The organism is Pseudomonas sp. 7P_10.2_Bac1, from assembly GCF_025465935.1.
Lineage (GTDB): Bacteria > Pseudomonadota > Gammaproteobacteria > Pseudomonadales > Pseudomonadaceae > Aquipseudomonas.
On sequence record NZ_JANLNV010000083.1, the window covers coordinates 1 to 25,674 of the forward strand.

Annotated in this window: 23 protein-coding genes and 1 riboswitch; of the genes, 12 read left to right on the forward strand and 11 right to left on the reverse strand. The window is 60.0% G+C overall.

All coding sequences use genetic code 11. The annotated features are described in order from the left end of the window. The first annotated feature begins 345 nt into the window (after positions 1–345). From NTD86_RS19215 to NTD86_RS19230, 4 genes are read left to right on the forward strand one after another with little or no spacing between them, the layout of a single operon-like run. Positions 346–1,380, forward strand: a complete 1,035-nt coding sequence (locus NTD86_RS19215; RefSeq protein WP_410016995.1) for an efflux RND transporter periplasmic adaptor subunit — start codon at positions 346–348, stop codon at positions 1,378–1,380. Positions 1,381–1,390: 10 nt separating this feature from the next. Next, positions 1,391–4,456 (forward strand): efflux RND transporter permease subunit, encoded by a 3,066-nt coding sequence (locus NTD86_RS19220; protein ID WP_262204521.1) that lies wholly within the window; start codon positions 1,391–1,393, stop codon positions 4,454–4,456. Positions 4,457–4,461: 5 nt separating this feature from the next. Continuing rightward, on the forward strand, positions 4,462–7,590 hold the full coding sequence (locus tag NTD86_RS19225) for an efflux RND transporter permease subunit (protein WP_262204523.1): 3,129 nt from the start codon (positions 4,462–4,464) through the stop codon (positions 7,588–7,590). Continuing rightward, on the forward strand, positions 7,587–9,002 hold the full coding sequence (locus NTD86_RS19230) for an efflux transporter outer membrane subunit (protein WP_262204525.1): 1,416 nt from the start codon (positions 7,587–7,589) through the stop codon (positions 9,000–9,002). The genes NTD86_RS19225 and NTD86_RS19230 overlap by 4 nt, the downstream gene beginning before the upstream one ends. A 213-nt stretch (positions 9,003–9,215) precedes the next feature. On the opposite strand, the gene NTD86_RS19235 is transcribed toward NTD86_RS19230, so the two are convergent. The 6 genes from NTD86_RS19235 to NTD86_RS19260 form a co-directional block, all read right to left on the reverse strand. Beyond that, on the reverse strand, positions 9,216–9,953 hold the full coding sequence (locus tag NTD86_RS19235; protein ID WP_262204526.1) for a CbtA family protein: 738 nt from the start codon (positions 9,951–9,953) through the stop codon (positions 9,216–9,218). A gap of 15 nt (positions 9,954–9,968) precedes the next feature. Then, positions 9,969–10,181, reverse strand: a complete 213-nt coding sequence (locus tag NTD86_RS19240; protein WP_262204528.1) for a CbtB domain-containing protein — start codon at positions 10,179–10,181, stop codon at positions 9,969–9,971. 27 nt (positions 10,182–10,208) lie between these two features. After that, positions 10,209–10,337, reverse strand: a riboswitch (cobalamin riboswitch). 130 nt (positions 10,338–10,467) lie between these two features. Then, positions 10,468–11,784: an MFS transporter gene (locus NTD86_RS19245; protein WP_262204529.1), complete on the reverse strand. Its 1,317-nt coding sequence runs from the start codon at positions 11,782–11,784 to the stop codon at positions 10,468–10,470. Between the two features lie 113 nt (positions 11,785–11,897). After that, positions 11,898–13,175, reverse strand: a complete 1,278-nt coding sequence (locus tag NTD86_RS19250; protein WP_262204530.1) for an L-fuconate dehydratase — start codon at positions 13,173–13,175, stop codon at positions 11,898–11,900. A 13-nt stretch (positions 13,176–13,188) separates the two neighbouring features. Further along, positions 13,189–14,037 carry a fumarylacetoacetate hydrolase family protein gene (locus NTD86_RS19255; protein WP_262204532.1) on the reverse strand — a complete coding sequence of 283 codons (849 nt, stop codon included), beginning with the start codon at positions 14,035–14,037 and terminating at the stop codon, positions 13,189–13,191. Positions 14,038–14,189: 152 nt separating this feature from the next. Continuing rightward, positions 14,190–14,930, reverse strand: coding sequence for an SDR family oxidoreductase (locus tag NTD86_RS19260; protein WP_262204534.1), 741 nt, complete (start codon positions 14,928–14,930; stop codon positions 14,190–14,192). A gap of 265 nt (positions 14,931–15,195) precedes the next feature. On the opposite strand from NTD86_RS19260, the gene NTD86_RS19265 reads away from it, so the two are divergent. Further along, a complete protein-coding gene (locus tag NTD86_RS19265; RefSeq protein WP_262204537.1) occupies positions 15,196–15,957 on the forward strand; it encodes a FadR/GntR family transcriptional regulator in 762 nt (253 codons plus the stop codon). Here the strand turns inward: NTD86_RS19265 and NTD86_RS19270 are convergent. After that, entirely contained in the window at positions 15,951–16,217 is a 267-nt protein-coding gene (locus NTD86_RS19270; RefSeq protein ID WP_262204538.1) for a hypothetical protein, read from the reverse strand. The two genes, NTD86_RS19265 and NTD86_RS19270, sit on opposite strands and share 7 nt — an antisense overlap. Before the next feature lie 308 nt (positions 16,218–16,525). On the opposite strand from NTD86_RS19270, the gene NTD86_RS19275 reads away from it, so the two are divergent. After that, the gene (locus NTD86_RS19275) at positions 16,526–17,857 is read left to right on the forward strand and encodes an MFS transporter (RefSeq protein ID WP_262204539.1); all 1,332 of its coding nucleotides are present in this window, start codon (positions 16,526–16,528) and stop codon (positions 17,855–17,857) included. A 120-nt stretch (positions 17,858–17,977) separates the two neighbouring features. On the opposite strand, the gene NTD86_RS19280 is transcribed toward NTD86_RS19275, so the two are convergent. From NTD86_RS19280 to flgA, 4 genes are all read right to left on the reverse strand, one after another. Further along, positions 17,978–18,721 carry a flagellar brake protein gene (locus NTD86_RS19280; protein ID WP_262204541.1) on the reverse strand — a complete coding sequence of 248 codons (744 nt, stop codon included), beginning with the start codon at positions 18,719–18,721 and terminating at the stop codon, positions 17,978–17,980. An 83-nt stretch (positions 18,722–18,804) separates the two neighbouring features. Then, entirely contained in the window at positions 18,805–19,272 is a 468-nt protein-coding gene (locus tag NTD86_RS19285; RefSeq protein ID WP_262204543.1) for a flagella synthesis protein FlgN, read from the reverse strand. Between the two features lie 54 nt (positions 19,273–19,326). Further along, positions 19,327–19,656: a flagellar biosynthesis anti-sigma factor FlgM gene (gene flgM, locus NTD86_RS19290; protein WP_262204545.1), complete on the reverse strand. Its 330-nt coding sequence runs from the start codon at positions 19,654–19,656 to the stop codon at positions 19,327–19,329. A gap of 140 nt (positions 19,657–19,796) precedes the next feature. Next, entirely contained in the window at positions 19,797–20,567 is a 771-nt protein-coding gene (gene flgA, locus NTD86_RS19295; protein WP_262204547.1) for a flagellar basal body P-ring formation chaperone FlgA, read from the reverse strand. Between the two features lie 75 nt (positions 20,568–20,642). Here flgA and NTD86_RS19300 point away from each other — a divergent pair, with 75 nt between their 5' ends. The 6 genes from NTD86_RS19300 to flgE all read left to right on the forward strand — a co-directional run bounded on the left by NTD86_RS19300 (position 20,643) and on the right by flgE (position 25,651). Then, complete coding sequence (locus NTD86_RS19300; RefSeq protein ID WP_262204549.1) at positions 20,643–21,575, forward strand: chemotaxis protein CheV; 933 nt, start codon at positions 20,643–20,645, stop codon at positions 21,573–21,575. A gap of 45 nt (positions 21,576–21,620) precedes the next feature. After that, a complete protein-coding gene (gene cheR, locus NTD86_RS19305) occupies positions 21,621–22,448 on the forward strand; it encodes a protein-glutamate O-methyltransferase CheR (RefSeq protein WP_262204550.1) in 828 nt (275 codons plus the stop codon). Positions 22,449–22,706: 258 nt separating this feature from the next. Beyond that, positions 22,707–23,114 (forward strand): flagellar basal body rod protein FlgB, encoded by a 408-nt coding sequence (gene flgB, locus NTD86_RS19310; RefSeq protein WP_262204551.1) that lies wholly within the window; start codon positions 22,707–22,709, stop codon positions 23,112–23,114. Between the two features lie 3 nt (positions 23,115–23,117). Further along, on the forward strand, positions 23,118–23,561 hold the full coding sequence (flgC, locus tag NTD86_RS19315; protein WP_262204552.1) for a flagellar basal body rod protein FlgC: 444 nt from the start codon (positions 23,118–23,120) through the stop codon (positions 23,559–23,561). A 15-nt stretch (positions 23,562–23,576) separates the two neighbouring features. Further along, positions 23,577–24,302 carry a flagellar hook assembly protein FlgD gene (gene flgD, locus NTD86_RS19320; RefSeq protein ID WP_262204553.1) on the forward strand — a complete coding sequence of 242 codons (726 nt, stop codon included), beginning with the start codon at positions 23,577–23,579 and terminating at the stop codon, positions 24,300–24,302. 20 nt (positions 24,303–24,322) lie between these two features. Then, a complete protein-coding gene (gene flgE, locus NTD86_RS19325; protein WP_262204554.1) occupies positions 24,323–25,651 on the forward strand; it encodes a flagellar hook protein FlgE in 1,329 nt (442 codons plus the stop codon). Positions 25,652–25,674 lie beyond the last annotated feature (23 nt).

Below are 25,674 nucleotides of genomic sequence, written 5' to 3' on the forward strand. Positions count from 1 at the left end.
ATCCATGCCGGGACACCCACTACGCAGAACCTCCACTCGGCCTCCCGAAGGGGCGAATAGATCAAAAGCCAAAGCAACAGCAACAGCCAGATCAAAAGATCGCAGCCTGCGGCAGCTCAGGCAGCCCGTTGTCAGGGTTTTGTAAAACCTTTGTAAGCTGTCACCGAATTTAATTTCACGCGTCGCCGCTTCGATACTCTGACCTCAGCCTACTTTTGCTGAGTGACGCACGTGAACACGAGCAAACGACACACTTTTATCTGGGCGCTCAGTGCGCTGGTTTTACTGGCAATTGCTGCGGCGGTGTATACCCACGGGCCCGCCGCGCCGCACAACAATCGGCCCATGGGCATGGGCATGGGCATGGGCGGCAGGCCCGAGCCGGTGGCGGCCGTTGCGGTGGTGGCGCAAGACGTGCCGGTGTATATCGATGCACTCGGCACGGTCATCCCTACGCAAAGCGTCACGGTGATCACTCAGGTCGACGGCATTTTGTCTTCCGTGGACTTCAAGGAAGGCCAGCAGGTGCGCAAAGGGCAGGTGATTGCCCGCATCGACGACCGTGCGCTGAAAGCCCAGCTCGCTCAGGCCAAAGGCATTCTGGCTCACGATCAGGCGGTGTTGAGCAACGCCCAGCGTGACCTGACGCGCTATCGCGAGTTGATCAAGGCCGGCTCTGTCAGCCAACAAACCCTCGATACACAAGTCGCCAGCGTGGCTGAGCAGTTGGGCACGGTCGCGGCCGATCAGGGTAGTGTGCAAAACCTTGAGGTGCAGTTGAGTTACTGCACCATCACCTCGCCGGTGGACGGGATTGTCGGCCTGCGTCAGGTTGACCCCGGCAATTACGTTACCACCGCCAGCACCAGCGGCATTGCTGTCATCACCCAGATGAAGCCCGCCACGGTGGTGTTTGCCGTGCCCGAGGACTATCTGGGGGCGATCAATCAGGCCAAGGCTGCAGGCGCTGTCAGCGTGCTGGCCTATGACCGCAACAAGACAAACCTGCTGGCCAGCGGGCAGTTGCTGGCGCTGGATAATCAGGTCGACACCAGCACCGGCACGATCAAGGTCAAGGCGCAGTTTGATGACGCCCAGAATGCGCTGTTTCCCAATCAGTTCGTCAATGCGCGGCTCAAGGCTGAGACCCTGAGCCAGGTGCCGGTGGTGCCGACCCGGGCCATTCAGCACGGCAGCAAAGGGGATTTTGTGTTTGTGGTGGCGGGCAACAAGGCCAGCCTGCGCAACGTCAAATCCGGCCCGACGATGGGCGATGTCACCGCGATTCTCGACGCCGGGGTCAAGCCGGATGAGCAGGTGATCACGGAAGGTGCAGACAAACTCGATGAGGGATCGGCCATTAAAGTAGTCGCACAGTGAGTCGCCGCTGATGAACGTCTCTCGCCCCTTTATCGAACGCCCGGTGGCGACCTGTTTGCTGATGGTCGCGATCCTGTTGCTGGGGATTCTCGGCTATCGGTTGTTGTCGGTGTCGGCCTTGCCGGAGGTCGATTATCCGACCATTCAGGTATACACCCAGTACCCCGGCGCCAGCCCCGAGGTGATCAGTTCGTCGATTACCGCGCCGCTTGAGCGCCAGTTGGGCGAGATGCCCGGCCTCAAGTCCATGGGTTCTACCAGCTCGGATGGCGCGTCGGTGGTGACGTTGCAGTTTGACCTGACGCTGTCGCTGGACGTTGCCGAGCAAGAAGTGCAGGCGGCAATCAACGCAGCAGGCACGTTTTTGCCCGCCAACCTGCCGTACCCGCCGGTGTACAGCAAGGTCAACCCGGCCGATGCGCCGGTGCTGACGCTGTCGTTGACCTCGGACGTGCTACCGCTGACCAAAATCGAAGACCTGGCCGATACCCGGCTGGCGCAGAAAATCTCGCAGATCAGCGGCGTGGGGTTGGTGACGATAAGCGGCGGCCAGCGCCCGGCGGTGCGGGTCGAGGCCAATACCTCGGCGCTCAATAGCCTAGGGCTGTCGCTGGACGATGTGCGCACTTCGTTGGGCACCGCCAACGTCAACCAGGCCAAGGGCAGCGTTGACGGCAAGTATCAGGCGTACTCCATCGGCGCCAACGATCAACTCCAATCGGCCGAGGAATACCGTGATCTGGTGATCGCTTATAAAAACGGCGCGCCGATCCGCTTGTCACAGATTGCCAGCTCCGCCCAGGGGCCGGAGAACCCGCGCCAGGCCGCCTGGACCAACGAAACCCCGTCGATTGTGCTGAGTATTCAGCGCCAGCCAGGGGCCAACGTGATCGAGGTGGTCGATCGCGTGCAGCAACTGCTGCCCACGTTGCGCGCCAGTTTGCCGGGCACGCTCAAGGTCGCCGTGCTCACCGACCGCACCCAGACCATTCGGGCCTCGGTCACCGACGTGCAGTACGAGCTGGCCATGGCGGTGGTGCTGGTGGTGCTGGTGATCTTCCTGTTCTTGCGCAACATGGCGGCCACGATCATTCCCGCCGTGACCGTACCGCTGACCTTGCTGGGTACGTTGGCGGTGGCGTATGCGCTGGGCTTTTCGCTGAACAACCTGACGTTGATGGCGCTGACCATTGCCATCGGTTTTGTGGTCGACGATGCCATTGTCATGGTCGAAAACATCAGTCGCTACCTGGAGGAGGGCGAGACGCCCATGCAGGCGGCGCTCAAGGGTTCGGCGCAAATCGGTTTCACCATCATCTCGCTGTCGTTGGCGCTGATTGCGGTAATGATCCCGCTGCTGTTTATGGGCGATGTGGTCGGGCGGTTGTTTCGCGAATTCGCCATGACCGTGGCGGTGACCATCGTGATATCGGCGGCGATTACCCTGACCCTGACGCCGATGATGTGTTCACGCATGCTCAAGGCGCACCTGCAGGAGCGCCGCGAAGACTTTTTCGATCGCATCAACCATCACTATGTGCGCGGGCTGAACTGGGTGTTGGCGCACCGCACATTGGCGCTGTTGTCGGTGATATTCACCGCCGTACTCACGGTGCTGACTTTGACGGCCATGCCCAAGGGCTTTTTTCCTGATCAGGACACCGGGCTGATTCAGGGGATTTCCCAGGCGTCGCCCACCATTTCCTTCCAGCAGATGCAGGTCGAGCAACAGCGCCTGGCCGCGCGCATTCTGCGTGACCCGGCGGTGCAGAGCCTGTCGTCGTTTGTCGGTATCGACCAGACCAACCCGACCATCAACCAGGGCAACTTACTGATCAACCTCAAGCCGCGCGATCAGCGTGACAGCGCCAGTGTGGTGATTCGGCGCCTGGCTGATGCCAACGCCGATGTGGCCGGGATTCGCCTGTACCTGCACTCGGTGCAAGACCTGACCCTGGACGCCAGCGTGGCCACCACCAGTTATCGGCTCGGCTTGCAGGCCACCGACCCTGATGTGTTGCAAGCGTGGACCGGCAAGTTGATGGCGGCGATCAAGCAAGACCCGACCTTTACCGATGTGCAAAGCCAGGCGATGCAGTTTGGCAATCAGATCCGGCTCAATTTTGATCGCGCCACCGCGTCGCGTCTGGGCATTACCCCGCAGGCAATTGATGACGTGCTGTATGACGCTTTCGGCCAGCGCCAGGTGTCAACCATTTACACCCAGCTCAACCAGTACCACGTGGTAATGGCCACCGACCATCCGCCGAAAAACCTCGCTGATTTGCTGACCGGGTTGTATGTCGACATTCCTGGTGGCGGGGTGGCGCCGCTGTCGAGCATGGCGACCATGGACGTGGTGCAGGCACCGCTGATGATCAACCGGCTGGGGCAGTTCCCGTATGCCGACATCTCCTTCAACCTCGCACCGGGTCAAACCCTGGGCACGGCGCTGACCCGGCTCAAGACCATCGAGGCGCAAGTGGCAATGCCCGCCTCGGTGCAAGTGTCGTTGCAGGGCGCGGCGGCGACCTTTGAGGCGTCCTTGTCCAATCAGGTCGTGCTAGTGCTGGCGGCGATTGTGGTGGTGTACCTGATGCTGGGCATTCTGTACGAGAGCTTCGTGCACCCGATCACCATTCTGTCCACCTTGCTCTCGGCGGCGCTGGGCGCGTTGCTGGCGCTGCTAGTCACCGGCACGCAATTCGACATCATCGGTTTGATCGGCATTGTGCTGCTGATTGGCATCGTGATGAAAAACGGCATCATGATGGTCGACTTCGCCCTGGACCTGGAGCGACGCGAAGGCTTGAGCCCGGTGCAGGCGATCAAGCAGGCTGCCGAGCTGCGCTTTCGACCGATTCTGATGACCAGCATGGCGTCACTGTTCGGCGCCGTGCCGCTGGCGCTGGGCACGGGCATCGGCTCTGAATTGCGCCATCCACTGGGGATCGCGATCATCGGCGGGCTGTTGCTCAGCCAGTTGCTGACGCTGTTCTCGACCCCGGTGATCTTCCTCGCGATGCATGACCTCGGGCAGCGCCTGAGCGGTCGGCGCGCAGCCAGGGGGGATTGATCGCGATGAACCTCAGTGCGCCGTTTATCACTCGTCCCATCGCCACCACCTTGCTGGCTGTCGGGCTCGCGCTGTTTGGCGTGCTGGCGTTCAACCTGTTGCCGGTGGCGCCGCTGCCGGAGGTGGACTTCCCGACTATCAGCGTCAGCGCCAAGTTGCCGGGAGCCGACCCGCACACCGTCGCGACCTCGGTCGCGACGCCGCTGGAGCGTCAATTCGGGCAGATTGCCGGGGTCACGCAAATGACCTCGTCCAGCAGTCTGGGCACGACCCGGATCAACTTGCAGTTTGACCTCAACCGCGACATCGACGGCGCCGCCCGGGATGTGCAGGCCGCTATCAACGCCGCGCGCAGCAACTTGCCGAGCGACCTGTCCGGCAACCCGACCTACCGCAAGGTCAACCCGGCCGATTCGCCGATCATGGTCATCAGCCTGACCTCGGATTCGGCCACGCCGGGGCAAATGTATGACGTGGCCTCGACCCTGCTCGAACAGAAGCTGTTGCAAACCAGTGGCGTCGGTGACGTGACGGTGGGTGGCGGGGCGTTGCCGGCGGTGCGGATCGAACTCAACCCGGACCGGCTCAACCACTACGGCGTGAGCCTTGAGCAGGTGCGCGAGGTGATCGCCGCGTCCAACGTCAACCTGCCCAAAGGCACGATTGATATGGGCGCACAGAGCGACGTGCTGGCCGCCAATGACCAGCTTTACAACGCGCCGGACTACGGCGCGCTGGTGGTCAAGCAGAACAATGGCGACCTGGTGCACATCAGCGACCTGGGCTATGTGCGTGAAGACGTTGAAGACCTGCGCAACTTCGGTTTGTACAACGGCAACCCGTCGGTGCTGCTGGTGATCTTCAAGCAGCCGGGGGCCAACGTCATCGAAACGGTGGACGCGATCAAGGCGCAACTGCCGTTTCTGCAACAGTCGATTTCAGCCTCGATCAAACTCAACATTCTGATGGACCGCACCACCACCATTCGCGCTTCGCTGCACGACGTGGAAATCAGCCTGATCGCCTCGATCCTGCTGGTGACGCTGGTGACGTTCGCCTTTTTCCGCGACTGGCGCAGCACGCTGGTGCCGGCCATCGTGGTGCCGCTGTCGCTGCTGGGCACCTTTGGCGCCATGTATTTCATGGGTTACAGCCTCAACAACTTGTCGTTGATGGCGCTGACCATTGCCACCGGCTTTGTGGTGGATGACGCGATTGTGGTGGTGGAAAACATCATGCGCCACCTGGAGCGCGGCGAGTCGCGGGTACAGGCGGCGCTGGCCGGAGCGCGGGAAGTGGGGTTTACCGTGCTGACCATCAGCGTGTCGCTGGTGGCGGTGTTTATTCCGCTGCTGATGATGGGCGGGATTGTCGGGCGACTGTTTCGCGAGTTCTCGGTCACGTTGTCGGTGTCGATTGCCGTGTCGATGCTGGTCTCGCTGACCATCACGCCAATGCTGGCGGCGGTGTTACTGCGCGCGCCCGCGTCGGCCAAACACCCGGAGGCGGCGCCGGATTCGCGGTTTCACCGCTTCTATGACCGCACCCTGGGTTGGGTGATCAACCACACGTTTTTGATGGGGCTGGTGACCGTGTCGGTGATCGTGCTGGCTGGGGTGCTGTTCGTGCTGGTACCCAAAGGTTTCTTCCCGCAGGAAGACAGCGGGCGCCTGAATGGCGGCATCATGGCGTCGCAAAGCATCTCGTATGGCGCCATGCAGAAGGACTTTCTGGAGATCAACCGCAAGGTCATGCGCAACCCCAACGTGGAAGCGGTCGGCGGTTTTATTGGTGGCGCGGGCGGCGGTGGCGGGTCGGTGAATACCGGGCAGATGTTTATCTCACTCAAACCCTTGAGTGAGCGCACCGCCAGTGCGGACCAGATCATCGGCCAGATTCGTAAGTCCCTGGGCGAGATGCCGGGCACTCGGTTGTTTTTGCAATCGGTGCAGGACATCACCGTGGGCGGGCGCCAGAGCAACGCGCAATACCAATACACGCTGACCGCCGACGACCAGAGCAGCCTCGATGTATGGGTGCCCAAAGTAGTCGCAGCACTGCACAAATTGCCGCAACTCAAAGACCTCAATACTGACCAGCAAGACAACAGCCTCGAGGCCAACGTGGCGGTCAATCGCGACACGGCGGCGCGGCTTGGGGTCAGCATGTCAGCGGTTGACCAGACCCTCTATGACGCGTTTGGCCAGCGCCAGGTGTCGACCCTTTATCGGGCCGCCAACCAGTATCACGTGGTGATGGAAATCGCCCCTGAATATTGGGCCGATCCGTCCGCGCTCAAGTCGATCTACCTGCCGCAGGGCGCTTCGACGGCCAGCAAAACCAACACCGCGCCGAATCTGGCGAGCAACGCCAACGCCACGTTGATCCCGCTCTCGGCCGTGGCTGAACAGTCGGTGGCGCGCACCGCTATTTCCATCAGCCACCAGGGCACCTTCCCGGCGGTGACCGTGTCTTTCAACCTGGCACCGGGCGTGTCCATCGGGCAGGCCACGGCATTGGTGGACAACGCCGTGGCGCAACTGCGCATGCCCGCCAGCGTGGTCGGGCAGTTTGCCGGTACGGCGCAGGTGTTCCAGTCTTCGGTGTCCAGCGAGCCGTGGCTGATTCTGGCGGCGATTGTCTCGGTGTACCTCGTGCTGGGCATGCTCTACGAAAACCTGATCCATCCGCTGACCATTCTGTCGACCTTGCCATCGGCCGGGGTCGGGGCGCTGATCGCCTTGCTGCTGACCGGCACCGAACTGTCGATCATCGCGCTGGTGGGGGTGATTTTGCTGATCGGTATCGTCAAGAAAAACGCAATCATGATGATCGACTTCGCGATTACGGAAGGCAAAGCGCTAGGGCTGAACGCCCAAGAGGCGATTCGTCGCGCCTGCCTGATTCGCTTCCGTCCAATCATGATGACCACCCTGGCGGCGATGCTCGGTGCCTTGCCGCTGGTGCTGGGCACCGGCTACGGCTCGGAACTGCGCCGCCCGCTGGGCATTTCCATCATGGGTGGATTGTTGTTCAGCCAGGTGCTGACGCTGTACACCACGCCCGTGATTTACCTGTGGCTGGACCGCTTGTCACAACGTTTGCGCCGGGCGCCCAAGGAGACCACCCAATGAACTTCAAACCCCTGCTGTTGGCCGTGACCATTGGCCTGTCGCTCGCCGGGTGCATGGTGGGGCCGGACTATCAAAAACCGGCCATGGAATTACCCATGGGCTTTAAGGAAGGTACGCAGTGGCAACGCGCCGTGGCCAACCCGCAGGGCGCGCTGAACAGCCAGTGGTGGCAGGCCTACAACGACCCGCTGCTGACGGACTTGATCCAGCGGTCGGCCACGGCCAACCTGTCCATCGTGGCCGCCGAAGCGGCGTATCGCGGGGCACAGGCGCAAGTGTCGTCTAGCCGAGCAGGATTGTGGCCAACTCTGGGCGTTGGGCTTTCCGGCTCGCGCGGGGTGGGCGGCAACGGCTCAGGCGGTGGTGTCAGTACGGCTGGCGGGGCGCAGAACTCGGTTAGCGCGACCCTGACCGCCAGTTGGGAGCCGGATTTCTGGGGGCAAGTGCGTCGTGGTATTGAGTCCAGCAGCGCCGCCGCCCAAGCCTCTGACGCGCAACTGGCCGGGGTGCGGCTGTCCATCAGTTCCAGCGTGGCGAGCAACTACCTGGCGTTGCGCCAACAGGACATCGACATCGGCTTGTTGCAGCAACAGCAGCAGATCAACCAGCAATTACTGGACATGATCCAGGCCGACTATACGCAAGGCACCGCAGCCAATGATCAACTGTTGCAAGCGCAGGACCAACTGAGCACCGTCGTTGCTTCATTACAAACCGCCCAACGTTCGCGTGAGCAATACGAGCATGCACTGGCGGTGCTGGTGGGCCAGGCACCGTCGCAATTCAGCGTGGCGCCGGTGGCTAACTACAGCTTTGTGGTACCGCATCCACCCCTGACCTTGCCTTCGAATTTGTTGCTGCGTCGTCCTGACGTAGTGGTCGCAGAACGCACCGCGGCGGCGGCCAACGCCAAAATCGGCGTGGCGCAAGCGGCGTTTTTCCCGACCGTGGACTTGACGGCAACAGGTGGCTATCGCGCCAGTGCGCTGGGTGACTTGTTCAGCCTGCCCAATCGCATCTGGACCTTGGGCCCGTCGCTGGCTGCAACGCTCTTTGATGGCGGCGCCCGCGATGCTGCGGTGCAAGCGGCGCAAGCCAGCTACGACCAGGACGCAGCCACCTACCGTGGCACGGTGTTGTCGGCCTTGCAGAACGTCGAAGACAACCTGTCGGCGATCAACCACCTGAACGTTCAGGCTGTCACCTATCAACAGATCTATGCGCGCAACCAGCAATTGTTTGGCAGCCAAGAGGCGCAGCTAAAAGCCGGCACCGTCAGCCAGCAGAACGTCCTGACCCAGCAACTGATTTTGTTGCAGACCGAGCAGAACCTGCGCGACACCCAAGGGCAACTGAGCCAGGGCAGCGTGGCCTTGATCCAGAGTTTGGGTGGGGGATGGGAGAGCCACTAAGCGCTGTGCTTCGTTCGAACACATTTCGCCCTGATCCTGATCTGTAGGAGCTTGCCTCGCGATCTTTTGATCTTTAAAAGATCGCGAGACAAGCTCGCTCCTACAGGGCATGGCCCCCGATGGCTAGGCAATTACCCCGGAGCTACCGCAGGCTGCGATCTTTTGGTCTTGTCTAAGATCGCAGCCGTCGTCCTGCGGCAGCTGCGGGTTGAGTCAGGCTTTGTATGGCTTGTTCGGCAGCAACAAACGCTCGACCACTACGCCATAGATCAGGCCCAGGGCGGTCCACATCACCAGGTGGATACCCAGCGACGCTACGCGGAACTTCCACAGCAGCATGGCCGAGAAGCCGTCCGGCACTTCGTTGACCGTCGGGAACAGGAAGCCTGCGACGCAGACAATCACCAGATACAGCGCCACGCCTTTGATCGCGCCATTCCACAGGCCTGAGTTGGCAATGAACTTACGGCCTGCACTGACCGCAATGATCGCGGCGGCCAATGACACCAGCAGCATCAGAAAGAACAACTGAGTGCGCTTGCCGATGGTCTCCGGGTCGCCCACTGACGGCGGGTTGGCCGGGTACACCAGACCAGGCACCAAAAACACCACCACAAATGCGGCCAGGGCCAGCAAGGCGGCCAGACCCCGTGGGCCGACGTTGCCGACACGGCCCAGTGAGTAAGCGAACACCAGGGCAAAAATGCCGCCCAGCGATACGCTGTACACCAGCACCCCGGTCAACAGGCCGAACGTGCTTTGCACCTCGCGGCTGACCAGCTCGGGTTCATCTTCTTCGGCGTCACCGTGGGAGTGGGAATGGGACATGCTTTCTTCGAAGGCGATAGCGCGATCAATCTCGGGTTCGCCGAACACCTTGGCAAAACTGAAAGCCAGCAGGCCGGCAATCAGACCGACAAGCATGCCCCTGACGAGTAAACGACCAGTCATGTGAAACCCCTCGGATCAGTGGCAGGGAAAGCCCAGCAAGTGGCGACCGTCGTGTACGAATTCGTGAACGTACATGCCCTTGAATACCGCGGTGGCGCCTTGTTCAGCGCCGACGAAATAAATCGCCAGCAGCAGCAACAGGCCGCCGAAAATCGCCCACGGCAATACATCGCGCAGGGGGATGGCAGGAATGGAAGTGTCGGTTTGAGTTGCAGCGTTATAAGCCATGATTACCTCTGGGATTACGCGTCCCGGCAAGAGTGCAAAGGCAAAGGAAGATCTGGCTCTCGGCAGGATGCCGACTACAGTGGCGCGACCGCGTCGGATTTGGACCGACTTCTTTCCTTCGAAACATACTGAAACAACGCTGGCAGTGTACGCGTTTGATTCAGGAAATACCCGGAGGACCTCGCATCTCTTGTGGGAGCGGGCTTGCTCGCGATTGCATCCACTCGGTCATCCAGACAGACCGGGTTGTTTGCATCGCGAGCAAGCCCGCTCCCACTTGAAGCCGTCAGGCTGATCGCGCCACTTGAGTTGCGTTGGTCTGTTTACCCGACGCGCTTCCTTTTCTGGCTGAGCGCAATAGCATCAACGTGCCCACCAGCGCCGTACCGGCCAGGAAGTACATCCCGGCATGGGTGCTGTCGAATTGTTGTTCGGCCCAGGTTTTGACCGTGGGGGCCAGGAAGCCGCCCAGGTTGCCCAGTGCGCCAATTACGGCAATACCGCTGGCCGCTGCGGCGCCGCTCAGGAAGCGTGTCGGCAGGGTCCAGAACAACGGTTGCACGGTGATGAACCCGGCTGCCGCCAGGCAGAACGCCAAGATCACCAGCGCCAGGCTGCCGCTCAAGGTCGAACCGACCATGCCCGCTGCCGCTAATGCCAGCATCAGCGCGGCGAATCGGGTTTGCTGGCCTTTGCGGTCGGCGTAGCGGGTGACGGCATACAGCACGATGACGGTGGCTATCCACGGGATGGACGTCAGCAGGCCAACCTCCAGGCCGATGCTGGTGCCGAGCAGCTCGGCAATCCGCGTCGGCAGGTAAAACAACACGCCGTATACGCTGACCTGGATCGTGAAGTAGATCAGGGTGAAGTACAGCACCGTCGGATTGATCAGCGCCGAGCGCCAGGACGACGGGCCCGTATCGGCTTTGAGCAGGTGTTCCTTTTGCAGTTCATGCTCGACGGCGGCTTTTTCTTCGGCGCTCAGCCATTTGGCCGTGCGGGGTTTATCGGTGAGGTAGAACAGCGCAAACACGCCGATTACCGAAGCGGCAAGGCCTTCAGTGACGAACATCCATTGCCAGCCGGTCAGGCCAAACTGTGCGCTTTCCAGCAGCCAGCCCGACACCGGACCGCCAACCATCAACGACACTGGCACGCCGAAGTAGTAAATCCCATAGGCCGCGCCGCGCTTGTTCTGCGGGAACCAGTACGTGAGGTACAGCACCACGCCCGGTGACAGGCCCGCTTCGGCTACGCCGAGCAAGAACCGCAGGATGTAGAAGCTGGTTTCGTTGTGGGCAAACATCATTGCCGCCGACACCAGCCCCCAGGTGATCATGATCCGGCTCAGCCAGATCCGCGCGCCGACTTTATGCAGCATCAGGTTGCTGGGCACTTCAAACACGGCATAGCCGATAAAGAAGATACCCGCGCCCAAGGCAAACGCGGCGTTGCTCAGGCCGGTATCGGCTTGAAGGGCATGTTTGGCAAAGCCAATGTTTGAACGGTCAATGATCGCCATTGCGAACATCAGGGCGACAAAGGGCAGGATGCGCCAGCGAATCTTGCTAAGCGCCTGATTCAACACAGGATTGGACATGAGTTGCTCCCATTATTTTTTTTGTGGAGTACAGCAACAGTCATACAGCGATTAACACGTGTGATAGCGGATCAGGCAAGGGCCAGCAGCCCTTGCACTTTTAAGCGCTTGATTCAACCTCGATAGCGGTACTGTTCGCGGGATGCGGCTTTCATCTGGATTGAGAAGCCCGGTGCCTGTGGCGGCATGTAGGCGGCATTGCGGATCACGCACGGGTCTTCGAAGTGTTCGTGCAAGTGGTCGACAAACTCGACCACCCGGCCTTCGTAAGTGCCGGCAAAGCACAGGTAGTCGATCATCGACAGGTGCTGCACGTACTCGCACAGACCCACGCCACCGGCATGCGGGCACACCGGCAGGTTGTATTTGGCGGCCATCAGCAACACGGCCAGCACTTCGTTGACCCCGCCCAGGCGGCAGGCGTCGATCTGCACCACGTCAATCGCTTCGCGCATGATCAGTTGTTTGAAGACGATGCGGTTCTGGCACATTTCGCCGGTAGCCACCTTGACCGGGCTGACGCCCAGGCGGATTTTACGGTGGCCTTCAACGTCGTCCGGGCTGGTGGGTTCTTCGATGAACCACGGGTTGGCGAACGACAGCTCGCGCACCCAGTCGATGGCGGCGTCGACTTCCCACACCTGGTTGGCATCGATCATCAGCTTGCGGTCCGGGCCGATCACTTCGCGGGCGATGCGCACGCGGCGGATGTCGTCTTGCAGGTCGTGGCCGACTTTTAATTTGATGTATGAGAAGCCCGCGTCGACGGCTTCCTGGCAGAGTCTGCGCAGTTTCTCGTCGGCATAGCCCAGCCACCCGGCCGACGTGGTGTAGCACGGGTAGCCCTTGGCTTCGAGTAAAGCCAGGCGTTCAGCTTTGCCGTGGGCGCGCTCGCGCAGCAAGGTCAGGGCTTGATCAGGGGTGATGCAGTCGGTGATGTAACGAAAATCGATGCAGCGCACCAGTTGTTCGGGGCTCATGTCGGCGACCAGACGCCAAACCGGCTTGCCTTCGGCCTTGGCCCACAGGTCCCAGGCGGCGTTGACCACCGCGCCGGTGGCCAGGTGGATGGCGCCCTTGTCCGGGCCGATCCAGCGCAGTTGGCTATCGCTGGTCACGTAGCGCCAGAAACGCCCCATGTCTTCGGCAATCCACTCAAGTTTCAAGCCCACCATCAGCCCGGCCAGGGCCTTGATCGAGGCGCAGCAGATTTCGTTGCCGCGGCCGATGGTGAAGGTCAGGCCGTGGCCTTCGAGGTTCGGGGTGTCGGTTTCGAGGATGACGTAGGCAGCGGAGTAGTCCGGGTCAGGGTTCATCGCATCCGAACCGTCCAGCGATTGCGAAGTGGGGAAGCGAATGTCTTCAACCCGTACGGCAGTAATGGTAGTCATGGCGTGCTCCGGGTTATTGGGCGTTGACGGTACGTTGGTTTTGTTCACCCAGGCCGTTGATGCCCAGGCGGATGTGCTGGCCTGCGCGCAGGTACACAGGTTCTGGTTTGATGCCCAGGCCTACGCCGGGCGGTGTGCCGGTGGAGATCACGTCGCCGGGTTGCAGGCTCATGAATTGGCTGAGGTAGCTGACGATTTTCGGGATCTGGAAAATCATCGTGCGGGTGTTGCCGTTCTGGTAGCGCTTGCCATCGACTTCCAGCCACAGGTCGAGCTGGTGCGGGTCGGCGATTTCATCGCGGGTCACCAGCCACGGGCCGATCGGGCCGAAGGTGTCGCAGCCTTTGCCTTTGTCCCAAGTGCCGCCCAGTTCCAGTTGAAATTCGCGCTCGGACACGTCGTTGATCACGCAGTAGCCGGCCACGTGCTCCAGCGCATCGCTTTCGCTGATATACCGGCCACCTTTGCCGATGACCACGCCCAGCTCGACTTCCCAGTCGGTTTTGCGTGAGTTGCGCGGTATTTCGATGGTGTCGTTCGGGCCGACAATGGCGCTGGTCCACTTGTTGAACACCACCGGTTCTGCCGGGATGGCCGCGCCGGTTTCGGCGGCGTGGTCGGCGTAATTCAGGCCGATGCAGATGAACTTGCCGACCTGGCCGACACAGGCGCCAATGCGCGGTGAGCCTTGCACGAGCGGCAGGCTGGACGGGTCGATGGCTTGCAGGCGGGCGATGCTTTGCGGGCTGAGGGTATCGCCGGCGATATCCGCGACTACTTCGGACAAATCACGCAGATCACCGTTGTTATCGAGCAGGGCAGGGCGTTCCTGGCCTTTTTCACCGTAGCGCAGCAGTTTCATAAAGAGTCCTTGCAACAGGGATACAAAAAATGTGTGAGATCCCGTGGGGGCGGGCTTGCTCGCGATGGCCTCAACGCAATGCTTCAGACAAACCGAGTCGCCAGCATCGCGAGCAAGCCCGCTCCCACAAGGTCAACGTCAAAGGCGGGCAGTCAGTTGCTCCAGCCGCCGTCGATAATCTGTGCGGTGCCGGTGGTGAAGCCGCTGGCACTGGAGCCCAGGTACAGCGCCAATTGGGCGATTTCTTCGGCGGTGCCGATGCGGCCCATGGGCTGGCGGGCGGCGAAGGCGGCGTACACCTCGTCCACGCTGCGATTTTCGCGCTCGGCTTGCTCGCGGATGCGTTGGCGCAGGGAAGGGGAATCGACGGTGCCGGGGCAGATGGCGTTGCAGCGGATGTTCTGGTTCACAAAGTCGGCCGCCACCGAGCGGGTCAGACCGATGACTGCGCCTTTGCTGGCGCAATAGGCGAAGCGGTTGGGTACGCCCTTGACGCTGGAGGCCACCGACGCCATGTTGATGATCGAGCCGCCGCCGTTGCTCAGCATGCCCGGCAAAAAGGCGCGGATCATGCGGTACATGGCCGTCACGTTAAGGTCCAGGGCGAAGTCCCAATCCTGTTCGCTGCATTCCAGGATGTTGCCGCTGTGCACCACGCCTGCGCAGTTGAACAACACATCCACCGGGCCCAGCTCGCTGGCCAGGCGCTCAATGGCGGCGGCGTCGGTGACATCCAATAGAAACGTGTGAACGCCTTCAAGGGCCTTGAGGGCGCGGGCATTGATGTCGGCGGCGAAGACTTCAGCGCCAGCGGCCCGGTAGGCCTGCACACTGGCCAGGCCAATGCCCTGGGCTGCAGCGGTGATCAGCACGCGTTTGCCGGAAAGATCCATAAGTACTCCGTAACGATGTGATTGTTTTTATTGTTGGCCTGACGATTTACAGGTCGCTCTTTGGACTAATGGTCAGGCCATTATGAGCGTAACTACTGGCAAAACGACGCAGCGTCGACACACGTTTTTAGCTATGATCGCTGTACGTTATTCAGTCAATGGTCAGGCCATTGAACCTTTTTTAGCATGCACCTCAAGCTTCAACAAGTGACTTTTTTTGAAAAAGCACTCGCGAGTCGCTGCACAGACCAGAGCCAATTTCACGATGCCATTCCAAGTTATTGATAACCAAAGGCTTTATCGGCAGATCGCTGATCAGTTGCGAGCCTTGATCGACAGTGGTGAATTTCCTCCGGGCAGCCGACTGCCTGCCGAGCGCGAGCTGGCCAAATTGTTGGGCGTCAGCCGGGCGTCGGTTCGCGAGGCAATGATCGCCCTGGAAGTGATCGGCCTGGTGGACGTGCGTGTCGGCAACGGCGTGTTGGTGTGCGAGCCGCCTGTGCAGGCGGTGTCCGATGAGCCGGTGATGGCTCAGGCCACCCGTGATCAATGGAAAGAGCTGGACCCGGAGTTGGGCATTGAGGTGGATTTCAGTGCAGAGATCCCGCCCTTTGCGCTGCTCCAGGCGCGGCGCTTGATCGAACCCGAGGCGGCCGCACTGGCCGCACTGAATGCCAGCGATGAAGAACTCGCCGAGATTGGCCAAGCCTTTGAGCGCAACGTGCAAGACAACCGCCAGGGTTCACACACTCACCCCGGCGATCGCTTGTTCCATATTCGTATTGCCCAGGCCTCGGGTAACCCGGCCTACGCGCTGATGATCCAGCACCTGTTGGGGCATCGCTACGGCAGCATGTTCCAGCGGCTGCAAAGCCACTACACCTCAGATGACATGCCGCACCGCTCCGAAGATGAGCACCGCGGCGTGTTACAGGCGCTGCAGCAACGTGACCCGCAGGCAGCGCGTCAGGCCATGGCCGAGCATCTGGATGAGGTGATTCGCATCTTCACCCGAACCGCTCAATAAGCCTCGACCTCCAGCCAGGACTCGGTCACGCGGCGGTCGAGTGCTTCAAAGTCCGCCATGCCGATGACGCGGGTAGTGTTGAGCCCGCGCAGGTAGCCTTTGAGCTGATGAGCCATGGTGTGCAAGTACTCGGCATCGGCCTGTTCGGCATGCAGTGCTTGTTCGTAGAGGGTCAGGTAATCGTCTACACGGTCGCGGTATTCAGGCAATACCGCCTCGCGGATCAGGTCGAAGGTTCGCAATTTTTGATTTTTATTCAAGTGGCACCTTTGTACGTTGACGGGCTGTTGGTGTGCTGACTTGCGTTTGCAATGTATCTCACGTCGGGGGGCGCTATCCATAGGTCGCGCGTTTTGCCTCGCAGCGGCTGTCAAGGTACGAAGGCTGTGATGGGGATGCCGGGGGCAGGAGCTACGGGTTGCGCTGCAACCCTTGGTAGCCTGGGGCAGCGACTACTTGTTTTTATTGCACTGTGCTGCGTATTTTGGTGTCACAGGCTTAATCGTTCAGGCAGCCAACAACCTGTTTGAATCCATGGATCATGCACAAGGAGCCGCACGGAAAGCCAATGCACCAAATCTGGAAGTCGTTTCGAGCGTTATATTTCGCCTCGCTGATGATGTTGATCGGTTCAGGCTTGTTGAGCACCTACCTGGCCCTGCGCCTGGCTGCCGATCACGTCGACGGCTTGTGGGTCGGTGCGCTGATGGCGGCCAACTATTCGGGTCTGGTGCTGGGCGGCAAGCTGGGGCATCGGTTGATTGCCCGTGTGGGACACATCCGGGCCTATGCCACCTGCGCCGGGATCGTCGGCGCGGCGGTGTTGTGCCACGGGTTGACCGACTGGCTGCCGATCTGGCTGCTGCTTCGATTGATCGTCGGCCTTGGCATGATGTGCCAGTACATGGTCATCGAGAGCTGGCTGAACGAGCAGGCTGACGCCAAGCAGCGCGGTGTAGTGTTCAGCCTGTACATGATCGCTTCGTACCTGGGGCTGGTGCTCGGTCAACTGATCCTGGTAGTGCACCCGCAGTTGGGCCTGGAACTGCTGATGCTGGTGGCAATGTGCTTCGCGCTGTGTCTGGTGCCGGTGGCCATGACCCGACGCATTCACCCGGCGCCGCTGCGGCCTGCGCCGATGGACCCAAAATTCTTCATCAAGCGTGTACCCCAGTCACTGATCGCGGTAATGGGGGCGGGTCTGCTTATTGGTGCGTTCTATGGCCTGGCGCCGCTGTACGCCTCACAGCAAGGGCTGTCTACCGAGCTGGTCGGCTTGTACATGGGCTGCTGTATTTTTGCCGGTCTGCTGGCGCAATGGCCGCTGGGCTGGTTGTCGGATCGCTATGACCGGCCGCTGCTGATTCGGCTGTTTGCGCTGGTGCTGTGTGTGGTGGCGTTGCCGCTGGCGATCTTCCCGCAGGTGCCGGTCGAAGTGTTGTTTGTGTCGGGGTTCTTGAGTGCGCTGCTGCAATTTTGCATCTACCCGCTGGCAGTGGCGTTTGCTAACGACCACATCGAAGGTGAACGCCGGGTATCGCTGACCGCCATGTTGCTGGTCACCTACGGCATTGGCGCCAGTGTCGGGCCGCTGGTGGCGGGTGTGCTGATGAAGGTGCTGGGTAGCCAGATGCTTTACGCCTTCTTCATCCTTACCAGTCTGATCCTGGTGTGGCGTATTCGCCCGAATGCGGTCACCAATCTGCACCAGGTCGACGACGCACCGCTGCAACACGTTGCCATGCCCGACAGCATGTCCACTTCGCCCTTGGCCGCAGCACTCGACCCGCGGGTTGACGAGCAAGTGGTACAGGATCAGATGGTTGAAGGGGCAGAGCCTGAGATCGAGCCTGAAATAGCTCCGGAGTTTGGCGGTCCAGAGGCGGATACCAAGCAATGAGCTTGTAGTCGCTGACCAGGTATGAGGCTGCGATGCGGGCCACAGGAGCGCCGCCTTGGTGACGCTTCGCAACCTCTCGCAGCTTCATTCTTCGACAGCGGCTACAGGAGATTTTGCCACTCAGTAATAGTCATCATCTTTGTCGAACCGCCGCGCATCGCGCTGCAGTTGGTAGACAAATCGCTCGACCTGGCGCTGTACTGCACCGCTGATATTGTGAAAACGCATGCCGGCAAAGGTGATGTTGAGCCGCTCTTCAAAATGCAGGTGGCGCAACTCGACCGGGGTGCTCATGTGGCCAAAGGGCAGGGCGGCGCTGAAGCGTTCGTACACCTGGCCCAGCTGGATGTGCTGGCTGATGTCACCTTCAAAGCGTAGTTTGCAGCCGGTTGCCGACACGTCCAGCAACTTGCCTTTGATCGCCTTGGCGAGCTTTTCTCCGGCGACGTTCACGTCCACCAGGTGCGCCAGTTTCAAGGCGGCGCGGAACGCATTGCGACGTTGGTGGTAGATCACTTCCTTGGGCAGTGCACCGTGGTAGCAGCGGTGCGGACCGGTGTTGTCAATGGTCAGCAGGGCGTTGCTTTCCCAGGCGATGCGCACGCCGTCATGGAAACCTTCGACCCGAAAGGGGATGCCCGCTTCAAGAAAACGCTCGCCATCGCGTGGGATCATCTCGTCCAGAGTCACGAGGTTGTTTTCACGGTCAACATCGACCAAGTAACTCTGAAAGCGTTGAGTGCGGTCGTTGAAGGTGATGATCAGCGGGTCATGGCTCTCTTGCAGCATTCGCAGGTTGGAGGCGATTTCCAAAGGGGTCGTGAGGACCTTTGGCGGCTGCGGAGCATCTTGTTCTTCGAACACGGGTCATCAATCTCCAGACAAAAACGGCAACGCGCAAAAATAGGGCATTCTGCCATCATGTTGCGAGTCTAGATAGTCCAGGCTCAGGCCTGGCTGTAGGCGCGGTGTTTGTTGAGGAGCGAGGTGGTGCCGCGCGCGTCATACAAGGACGGCGTTTCGCCGCCGTGGAGGATGCGCAGCTGGTTGGCGGTGATCGCCTGCTGCGTCTGGATCGACTGGCCGTTCGCCTGGTTGGCAGCCTGGCATTGAGCCAGCAACTGGTTCAGCAACTCGCTTTGGCTGAGCAATTGATCGCCCACGCTGGAGTGGCTGGCAAGGCTTTCGAGACCGCTGCGGTTGGTCGGCAGGCCGAGGCTGGCCAAGATTTCGCTGCGTTTGCGGCCATGCTGCTCAAGCAAAATAACCAATGAATGCTTGCGCGCCAGAATGTTTTCCAGCATCGCCATGTCCCGCCCCTTGAGGGCGACCGATTCGTCCTGCAGCAGGCCCAGCAGTTGCTCGGCAGGCGCTAGGTCGTCATTGATCAGTTGCAGCAAATTCTCGTCGTGCATGTCGGGCTCTGGGAATTGGGCGTCCAAAAGCCTGGCACTGGCCGTGAGTCAGGCCTAGCGCTCGGCTTCGCTATTTAGCAGTTTGCTGGCGATTTTGTTGCTGTCGACAGTGTAGCTGCCGTCGGCAATGGCTTGTTTCAACGCCGCCACACGGTCTTTGTCGACCACTGGCTGATCACGCAGCGAGTCGCTGATTTTCTGCAATTGTTGAGCTTGTGGGCTCAGATGCACCGATTCCCCGCTTTGCGCGCCAGCGCTGGTTTGTTCAGTGCTTTGGGTCGCAGGCGCCGCTTGCGTGGCCGAGCCAGTTTCCTGATGGGCATTGCTGCGCGTGGTGCCGGTCAAGGGCGGGGCGCTGTTAAGACGACTAAAGTCGATCACCATAACGAAAAACCTCTGGGTATTTGGACGCTTGCCTTGTTTTCGGCCAACCCCGAGAAAACTTTAGGCCCGATTAATCATAGCTTCACACAACGCAGTACTGACCTGGATCAATGAACCTTGAGAGAAAGGCTCCAGCCGCTCTACAACGCCACTTCTACCTGGCCTGGCGCTGTCACTCGGGCCTTGATCACTCGGTTGGAATTCAGGTTTTTCACCCGAATCTGCTCGCTGAGCCCGCCGTCAGACAGCGCTTCGCCGGGCATTTTGACACTTAATGTGCCACTGCGGGCGCTGATAATCACGTGATCGCCCTTGCGCACGGTCGCCGCCTGCTCCAGATGCGTCAGGCTCAGGACTTGATCGGTGACCACCGGCCGCAGCAGTTTTTGCCCCACCGCCAGTTCAACGGCGGTGAGAAAGCCCTGGCTGATCAGGCCGACATCGCGCTCACGCAAGGTCACATCACCATAGTCGATAATCGTGCCGCGCTTGAGCGGATGCGTGACGGTGACCACATCTCGGAATAACTTGACCTGTGCCGGTACAAAAATGGTCCAGGGCGAGCTACCTTCACAGCGTACTCGCACCGTCACGCGGCCCATGGGCTGGGCGGGGCTTTCTAGGGTGGCTGTCAAATCCTTGTCGCAGTGCGCCAGGCGAACGCGGGGGTCCAGTTGATTGACCTGGATCTCGTAGCGGCCTTCAATTTGACCGGTGGCCAGGTAGTCTTCGACGGTAAATTCAAGAAAGCCCTGGGTCACGCCGATAAGCTGTTCAGGCGAGGTAAAAGTGTCGGCACCCGCTGGCGTGCCTACACTCAGCACGCATCCGGCCGCGAGCACACGCAATGCGCAGCGCCGCAAAGGCTGGAGGAGTGAGCGGTGGCAGGATTTTGTCGTTTTCGGCTTCATGGCGGATAAATAGCAAAGCCCGTGCCGTTTACCGGGCAGTGCGTCGCAACTTAACGATTTTTAAAGGAGCTGAGTATGGCCGGGGTGATGGATGCGGTTAACCAGCGCACTCAACTGGTCGGGCAAAATCGCCTGGAACTGTTGCTGTTTAGTCTGGATGGGCCGCAGCTCTACGGGATCAACGTGTTCAAGGTTCGCGAGGTGCTGCAATGCCCCAAACTGACGTTGATGCCCAAGTCCCACCCGGTGGTGTGCGGTGTGGCCAGTATTCGTGGGGCAACCATCCCGATTCTCGACCTGGCGATGGCCACTGGCGCTGGCGCCTTGAAGGACCAGAGCAGTCCGTTTGTGATCATTACCGAGTACAACACCAAGACTCAGGGTTTTTTGGTGCGTTCGGTGGAGCGCATCGTCAACATGAACTGGGAAGAGATTCATCCGCCACCCAAGGGCGCCGGGCGTGACCATTATTTGACTGCTGTGACTCGACTGGAGGATCAGTTAGTCGAAATCATCGACGTTGAAAAGGTGCTGGCTGAAGTCTCGCCATCGCCAGAGACCATCTCCCACGGAGTCGTGGACGTCGATACCCAGGCCAAGGCCCTGTCGTTGCGTGTGCTGACCGTGGATGATTCCTCCGTGGCACGCAAACAGGTTGCCCGTTGCCTGCAGTCGGTGGGTGTCGAGGTGGTTTCACTCAATGACGGGCGGCAGGCACTGGACTACCTGCGCAAGATGGCCGACGAAGGCAAGGACCCTGCGCACGAGTTCTTGATGATGATCTCGGACATCGAAATGCCAGAAATGGATGGTTATACCCTGACCGCCGAGATCCGTAGCGATCCGCGGATGAAAAATTTGCACATCATTCTGCATACGTCGTTGTCCGGGGTTTTCAATCAGGCGATGGTCAAGAAGGTCGGAGCGGATGACTTTTTGGCCAAATTCCGCCCTGATGACCTGGCATCCCGGGTTGTCGACCGGATCAAGGCAGCAGATCACAGTTAGGGGCGTTGCCCCTGGCGATCACTAGGTTTTTAGAGGCTCGATCATTTGTCGACGGCTAATTTGGATTTTGAACAATTCCGGGTCTTCCTGGAAAAAGCCTGTGGCATTTTGCTCGGTGAAAACAAGCAATACCTGGTCTCCAGCCGCCTGAACAAACTGATGGAACAGCAGGGCATCAAAACCCTGGGTGAGTTGATTCAGCGCATCCAGAGCCAGCCGCGCAGCGGGCTGCGTGAGCAAGTGGTCGATGCCATGACCACCAACGAAACCTTGTGGTTTCGTGACACCTATCCTTTTGAAGTGCTGAAAAACAAGGTGTTGCCCGAGCTGATCAAGGCCCATCCGGGCCAGCGCCTGCGCATCTGGTCGGCAGCCTGCTCGTCGGGGCAGGAGCCGTATTCGTTGTCGATGGCCATAGATGAATTCGAGCGCAGCAACCTGGGGCACTTGAAGATGGGGGTGCAAATTGTTGCGACCGAACTATCCAGTTCGATGCTCAACATCTGCAGGGCCGGCGAGTACGACAGCCTGGCGATCGGCCGCGGCTTGTCCCAGGAACGCTTGCAGCGTTACTTCGACCCCAAGGGGCCGGGGCGCTGGGCGATCAAGGCGCCGATCAAAAGCCGGGTCGAGTTCCGTCCTTTCAACCTGCTCGACAGCTACGCCGGATTTGGCAAATTCGACGTGGTGTTCTGCCGCAACGTGTTGATCTACTTCTCGGCCGAAGTGAAAAAAGACATTTTGCTGCGTATCCACAGCACCCTCAAACCGGGCGGTTATCTGTTTCTGGGTGCCTCCGAAGCACTGAATGGATTGCCGGACCACTACCAGATGGTCCAATGCAGCCCTGGGATCATCTACCAGGCGAAATGACATCCCTCTTGCTCGCGATCTTTTAAAAAATCAAAAGATCGCGAGGCAAGCTCGCTCCTACAGGGGGGGCATTGATCTCTGGACGGCAGAAAAGCGGCTGGCAGCGGAAATCCGTTGCCGCTTTTGTGCCGTTGCCGCTTCCCATCCGCTCGCAACCCCTTGAAAAACGGCACCGTGCAAACTGGCACGGAGCTTGCTGTATTCATGTCATGTACGCCTGAAGAACACTTCAAGGCCCGACCACACAGGTTCCCCGACATGAGCATCAGCTTCGATAAAGCGCTCGGTATCCATGAGCAAGCCCTGGGCTTTCGCGCCAAACGCGCCGAAGTGCTGGCGAACAACATCGCCAACGCCGACACCCCGAACTACAAGGCTCGGGACCTGGATTTCGCGTCTGTGCTCGCCGCACAGAACGATAAAAACCAGAACGGCACCTTTGCCTTGAACATGACCAACAGCCGTCATATCGAAGCTCAAGGCCTGAGCAGCGGCGACGAGTCGCTGCAATACCGCACGCCGATGCAACCCTCGATCGACCAGAACACGGTGGACGCTCAGCTCGAACAGTCGAACTACGCAGAAAATGCGATCAACTTTCAGGCCAGCTTCACCCTGCTCAACAGCAAATTCAAAGGGCTGATGTCAGCCCTGCGTGGAGAGTAATTCATGTCCCTAGCCAGCGTTTTCAACATTGCCGGTAGCGGCATGAGCGCCCAGACCACGCGCCTGAACACCGTCGCCAGTAACATCGCCAACGCCGAAACCGTGTCCTCGAGCATCGACCAGACCTACCGTGCCCGCCACCCGGTTTTCGCTACCTTGTTCCAGGGCGCGCAGGGCGGCAACGGTGATTCGCTGTTTCAGAATCAGGACGCTGCCGGCAAAGGGGTGCAGGTGCTGGGCGTGGTCGAGGACCAGAGCGAATTGCAAGCGCGCTACGAGCCCAACCATCCGGCGGCCGATGCCAAGGGCTATGTGTACTACCCCAACGTCAACGTGGTGGAGGAAATGGCCGACATGATCTCTGCCAGTCGTTCGTTCCAGACCAACGCTGAAATGATGAACACCGCCAAAACCATGATGCAGAAGGTCCTGACCCTCGGTCAGTGATAAGGGGCGACACACATGAGCGTGACCGATTCCACCAGTGGTTTGACCCTGAATCAGATCCTCGCCAACTCTTCGCGGACCACGACCACCGACACCAGTGTGGGCGCGGCATCCCGTGCGGTAACTGGCAATCAGTCGCTGGGCAAGGACGCGTTTTTGCAGTTGCTGGTGACCCAGCTGAAAAACCAGAACCCGCTCGACCCGCAGGACAACACGGCGTTCGTCGCGCAGTTGGCGCAGTTCAGCAGCCTGGAAGGCATCACCACCCTCAACGATACCGTGACATCCTTGTCGGGCGGCTTGCAGTCTTCGCAAGCGTTGCAAGCCTCGTCACTGGTCGGGCGCTCGGTGATCGTGCAAACCGGCGAAGCCTATGTCGACCCTGCCAGCGGCAAGCCTTTCAATGGCACCGTGGTGGTCAAGGATGCGGACTCAAGGCCGACTATCACCATCACCGATGCCAACGGCGAAGTGGTCAGAACCCTCGACCTGGGGGTGCAGAAAGCCGGCAATGTGGATTTCACCTGGGATGGCAAAGACGCCGATGGCGAATTGCTGGAGAAGGGCTCTTACACCTTTACCGCCTCGACCAAGACCGACACCGGTACCACGGCGCTCACCACCTACCTGCCAGCCACGGTCAATAGCGTGACCCTGAGCAAAACCGGTGGCGAAATCATGCTCAACCTCGCAGGTCTGGGCAGCATTGGAATATCCAAAGTTCAGACCATTGGCCTCTAAGCCGACATAAGGAGAGACACATGTCATTCAATATCGGCCTTAGCGGCCTGTATGCAGCCAACAAACAACTCGACGTGACCGGCAACAACATCGCCAACGTCGCCACCACCGGCTTCAAGTCTTCGCGTGCAGAGTTCGCCGATGTGTACTCGGCCAGCAAGCTGGGCGTGGGCAGCAAGACCATCGGCAGCGGCGTCAACCTGGCTAACGTGTCGCAAAACTTTGGCCAGGGCGCGGTCAACAACACCGGCAACCTGCTGGACATGGGCATTGAAGGCAGCGGCTTTTTCGTGCTGAGCGACAACGGCGCCCTGAGCTACACCCGTGCCGGTACGTTCAAGGCCGATAAAGACGGCTACATCACCAACACCAATGGCACCGCGCGCCTGCAGGGCTACGGCGTGGACGCCAATGGCGTGATCAACACCAGTGTGCTCACCGATCTGCGCATCGACACCTCGAACCTGGCCCCCAAGGCCAGCAGCACTGTGGAGTCGACGATCAACCTGAACTCCAACTCGGACGTGATCAATCAGACCACCACGCCGTTTGACCCTGATGAAACCGCGTCCTACAGCAAAAAGTTCAGCACCACCATCTACGACACCCAGGGCAACCCGCACCCGATGGACCAGTACATGGTAAAGACGGGTTCCAACACCTGGAACACCTACACACTGATCGATGGCCGTAATCCGGATGGCAGCGCGGTTACTGGCGAGGGCGCCAAGGCGCCGGTGGCGTCGACCATGTCGTTTGATGCGACCGGTGCGCTGGTCAGTGTGACCACTCCCAACCCGGAAGAGGACGCAGATCCGATCGTCAGCAGCACCTTGACCGTCAGCAACTGGATGCCGGGCGCAACCGTGAATGGTGCGTGGGTGTCCAACGGCGCAGCGGCCAACGAGAAGGGCATTGGCATCAACATGGCGAAAACCACCCAGTACAACACCGATACCACGCGTAATCCGCCCACCCAGGACGGCTACGCCACGGGCCACATCAACAACCTGACCATTGATGGCTCGGGTGTCATGTTCGCCAACTTCAGCAACAACCAGAGCCGTGCCATTGGCCAGATTTCCCTGGCCAGCTTCACCAACGAGCAGGGCTTGCAGCCGGTGGGCGGCACCGCCTGGAAAGAAACCTACGCCTCGGGCCAGGCCGGTTTTGACGTACCGAAAACCGGCACGCTGGGCTCCATTGCTTCCAACTCGCTGGAAGACTCCAACGTCAACCTGACCAACGAACTGGTTGATTTGATCAAGGCGCAGAGCAACTACCAGGCCAACGCCAAAACCATCTCGACCCAAAGCACCATCATGCAGACCATCATTCAGATGACCTGATAACCGCCCCTAACTGCAGGAGC

Coding starts and splice junctions, on each gene's coding strand:
- NTD86_RS19275 (WP_262204539.1), top strand. CDS start 16,526: ATGCACCAAATCTGGAAGTCGTTTCGAGCGTTATATTTCGCCTCGCTG.
- flgA (WP_262204547.1), bottom strand. CDS start 20,567: ATGAAGCCGAAAACGACAAAATCCTGCCACCGCTCACTCCTCCAGCCT.
- flgC (WP_262204552.1), top strand. CDS start 23,118: ATGTCCCTAGCCAGCGTTTTCAACATTGCCGGTAGCGGCATGAGCGCC.
- NTD86_RS19215 (WP_410016995.1), top strand. CDS start 346: ATGGGCATGGGCATGGGCATGGGCGGCAGGCCCGAGCCGGTGGCGGCC.
- NTD86_RS19285 (WP_262204543.1), bottom strand. CDS start 19,272: ATGCACGACGAGAATTTGCTGCAACTGATCAATGACGACCTAGCGCCT.
- NTD86_RS19255 (WP_262204532.1), bottom strand. CDS start 14,037: ATGAAACTGCTGCGCTACGGTGAAAAAGGCCAGGAACGCCCTGCCCTG.
- NTD86_RS19265 (WP_262204537.1), top strand. CDS start 15,196: ATGCCATTCCAAGTTATTGATAACCAAAGGCTTTATCGGCAGATCGCT.
- NTD86_RS19300 (WP_262204549.1), top strand. CDS start 20,643: ATGGCCGGGGTGATGGATGCGGTTAACCAGCGCACTCAACTGGTCGGG.
- flgM (WP_262204545.1), bottom strand. CDS start 19,656: ATGGTGATCGACTTTAGTCGTCTTAACAGCGCCCCGCCCTTGACCGGC.
- NTD86_RS19250 (WP_262204530.1), bottom strand. CDS start 13,175: ATGACTACCATTACTGCCGTACGGGTTGAAGACATTCGCTTCCCCACT.
- NTD86_RS19240 (WP_262204528.1), bottom strand. CDS start 10,181: ATGGCTTATAACGCTGCAACTCAAACCGACACTTCCATTCCTGCCATC.
- NTD86_RS19220 (WP_262204521.1), top strand. CDS start 1,391: ATGAACGTCTCTCGCCCCTTTATCGAACGCCCGGTGGCGACCTGTTTG.
- NTD86_RS19260 (WP_262204534.1), bottom strand. CDS start 14,930: ATGGATCTTTCCGGCAAACGCGTGCTGATCACCGCTGCAGCCCAGGGC.
- NTD86_RS19245 (WP_262204529.1), bottom strand. CDS start 11,784: ATGTCCAATCCTGTGTTGAATCAGGCGCTTAGCAAGATTCGCTGGCGC.
- NTD86_RS19225 (WP_262204523.1), top strand. CDS start 4,462: ATGAACCTCAGTGCGCCGTTTATCACTCGTCCCATCGCCACCACCTTG.
- NTD86_RS19235 (WP_262204526.1), bottom strand. CDS start 9,953: ATGACTGGTCGTTTACTCGTCAGGGGCATGCTTGTCGGTCTGATTGCC.
- flgD (WP_262204553.1), top strand. CDS start 23,577: ATGAGCGTGACCGATTCCACCAGTGGTTTGACCCTGAATCAGATCCTC.
- flgE (WP_262204554.1), top strand. CDS start 24,323: ATGTCATTCAATATCGGCCTTAGCGGCCTGTATGCAGCCAACAAACAA.
- flgB (WP_262204551.1), top strand. CDS start 22,707: ATGAGCATCAGCTTCGATAAAGCGCTCGGTATCCATGAGCAAGCCCTG.
- NTD86_RS19230 (WP_262204525.1), top strand. CDS start 7,587: ATGAACTTCAAACCCCTGCTGTTGGCCGTGACCATTGGCCTGTCGCTC.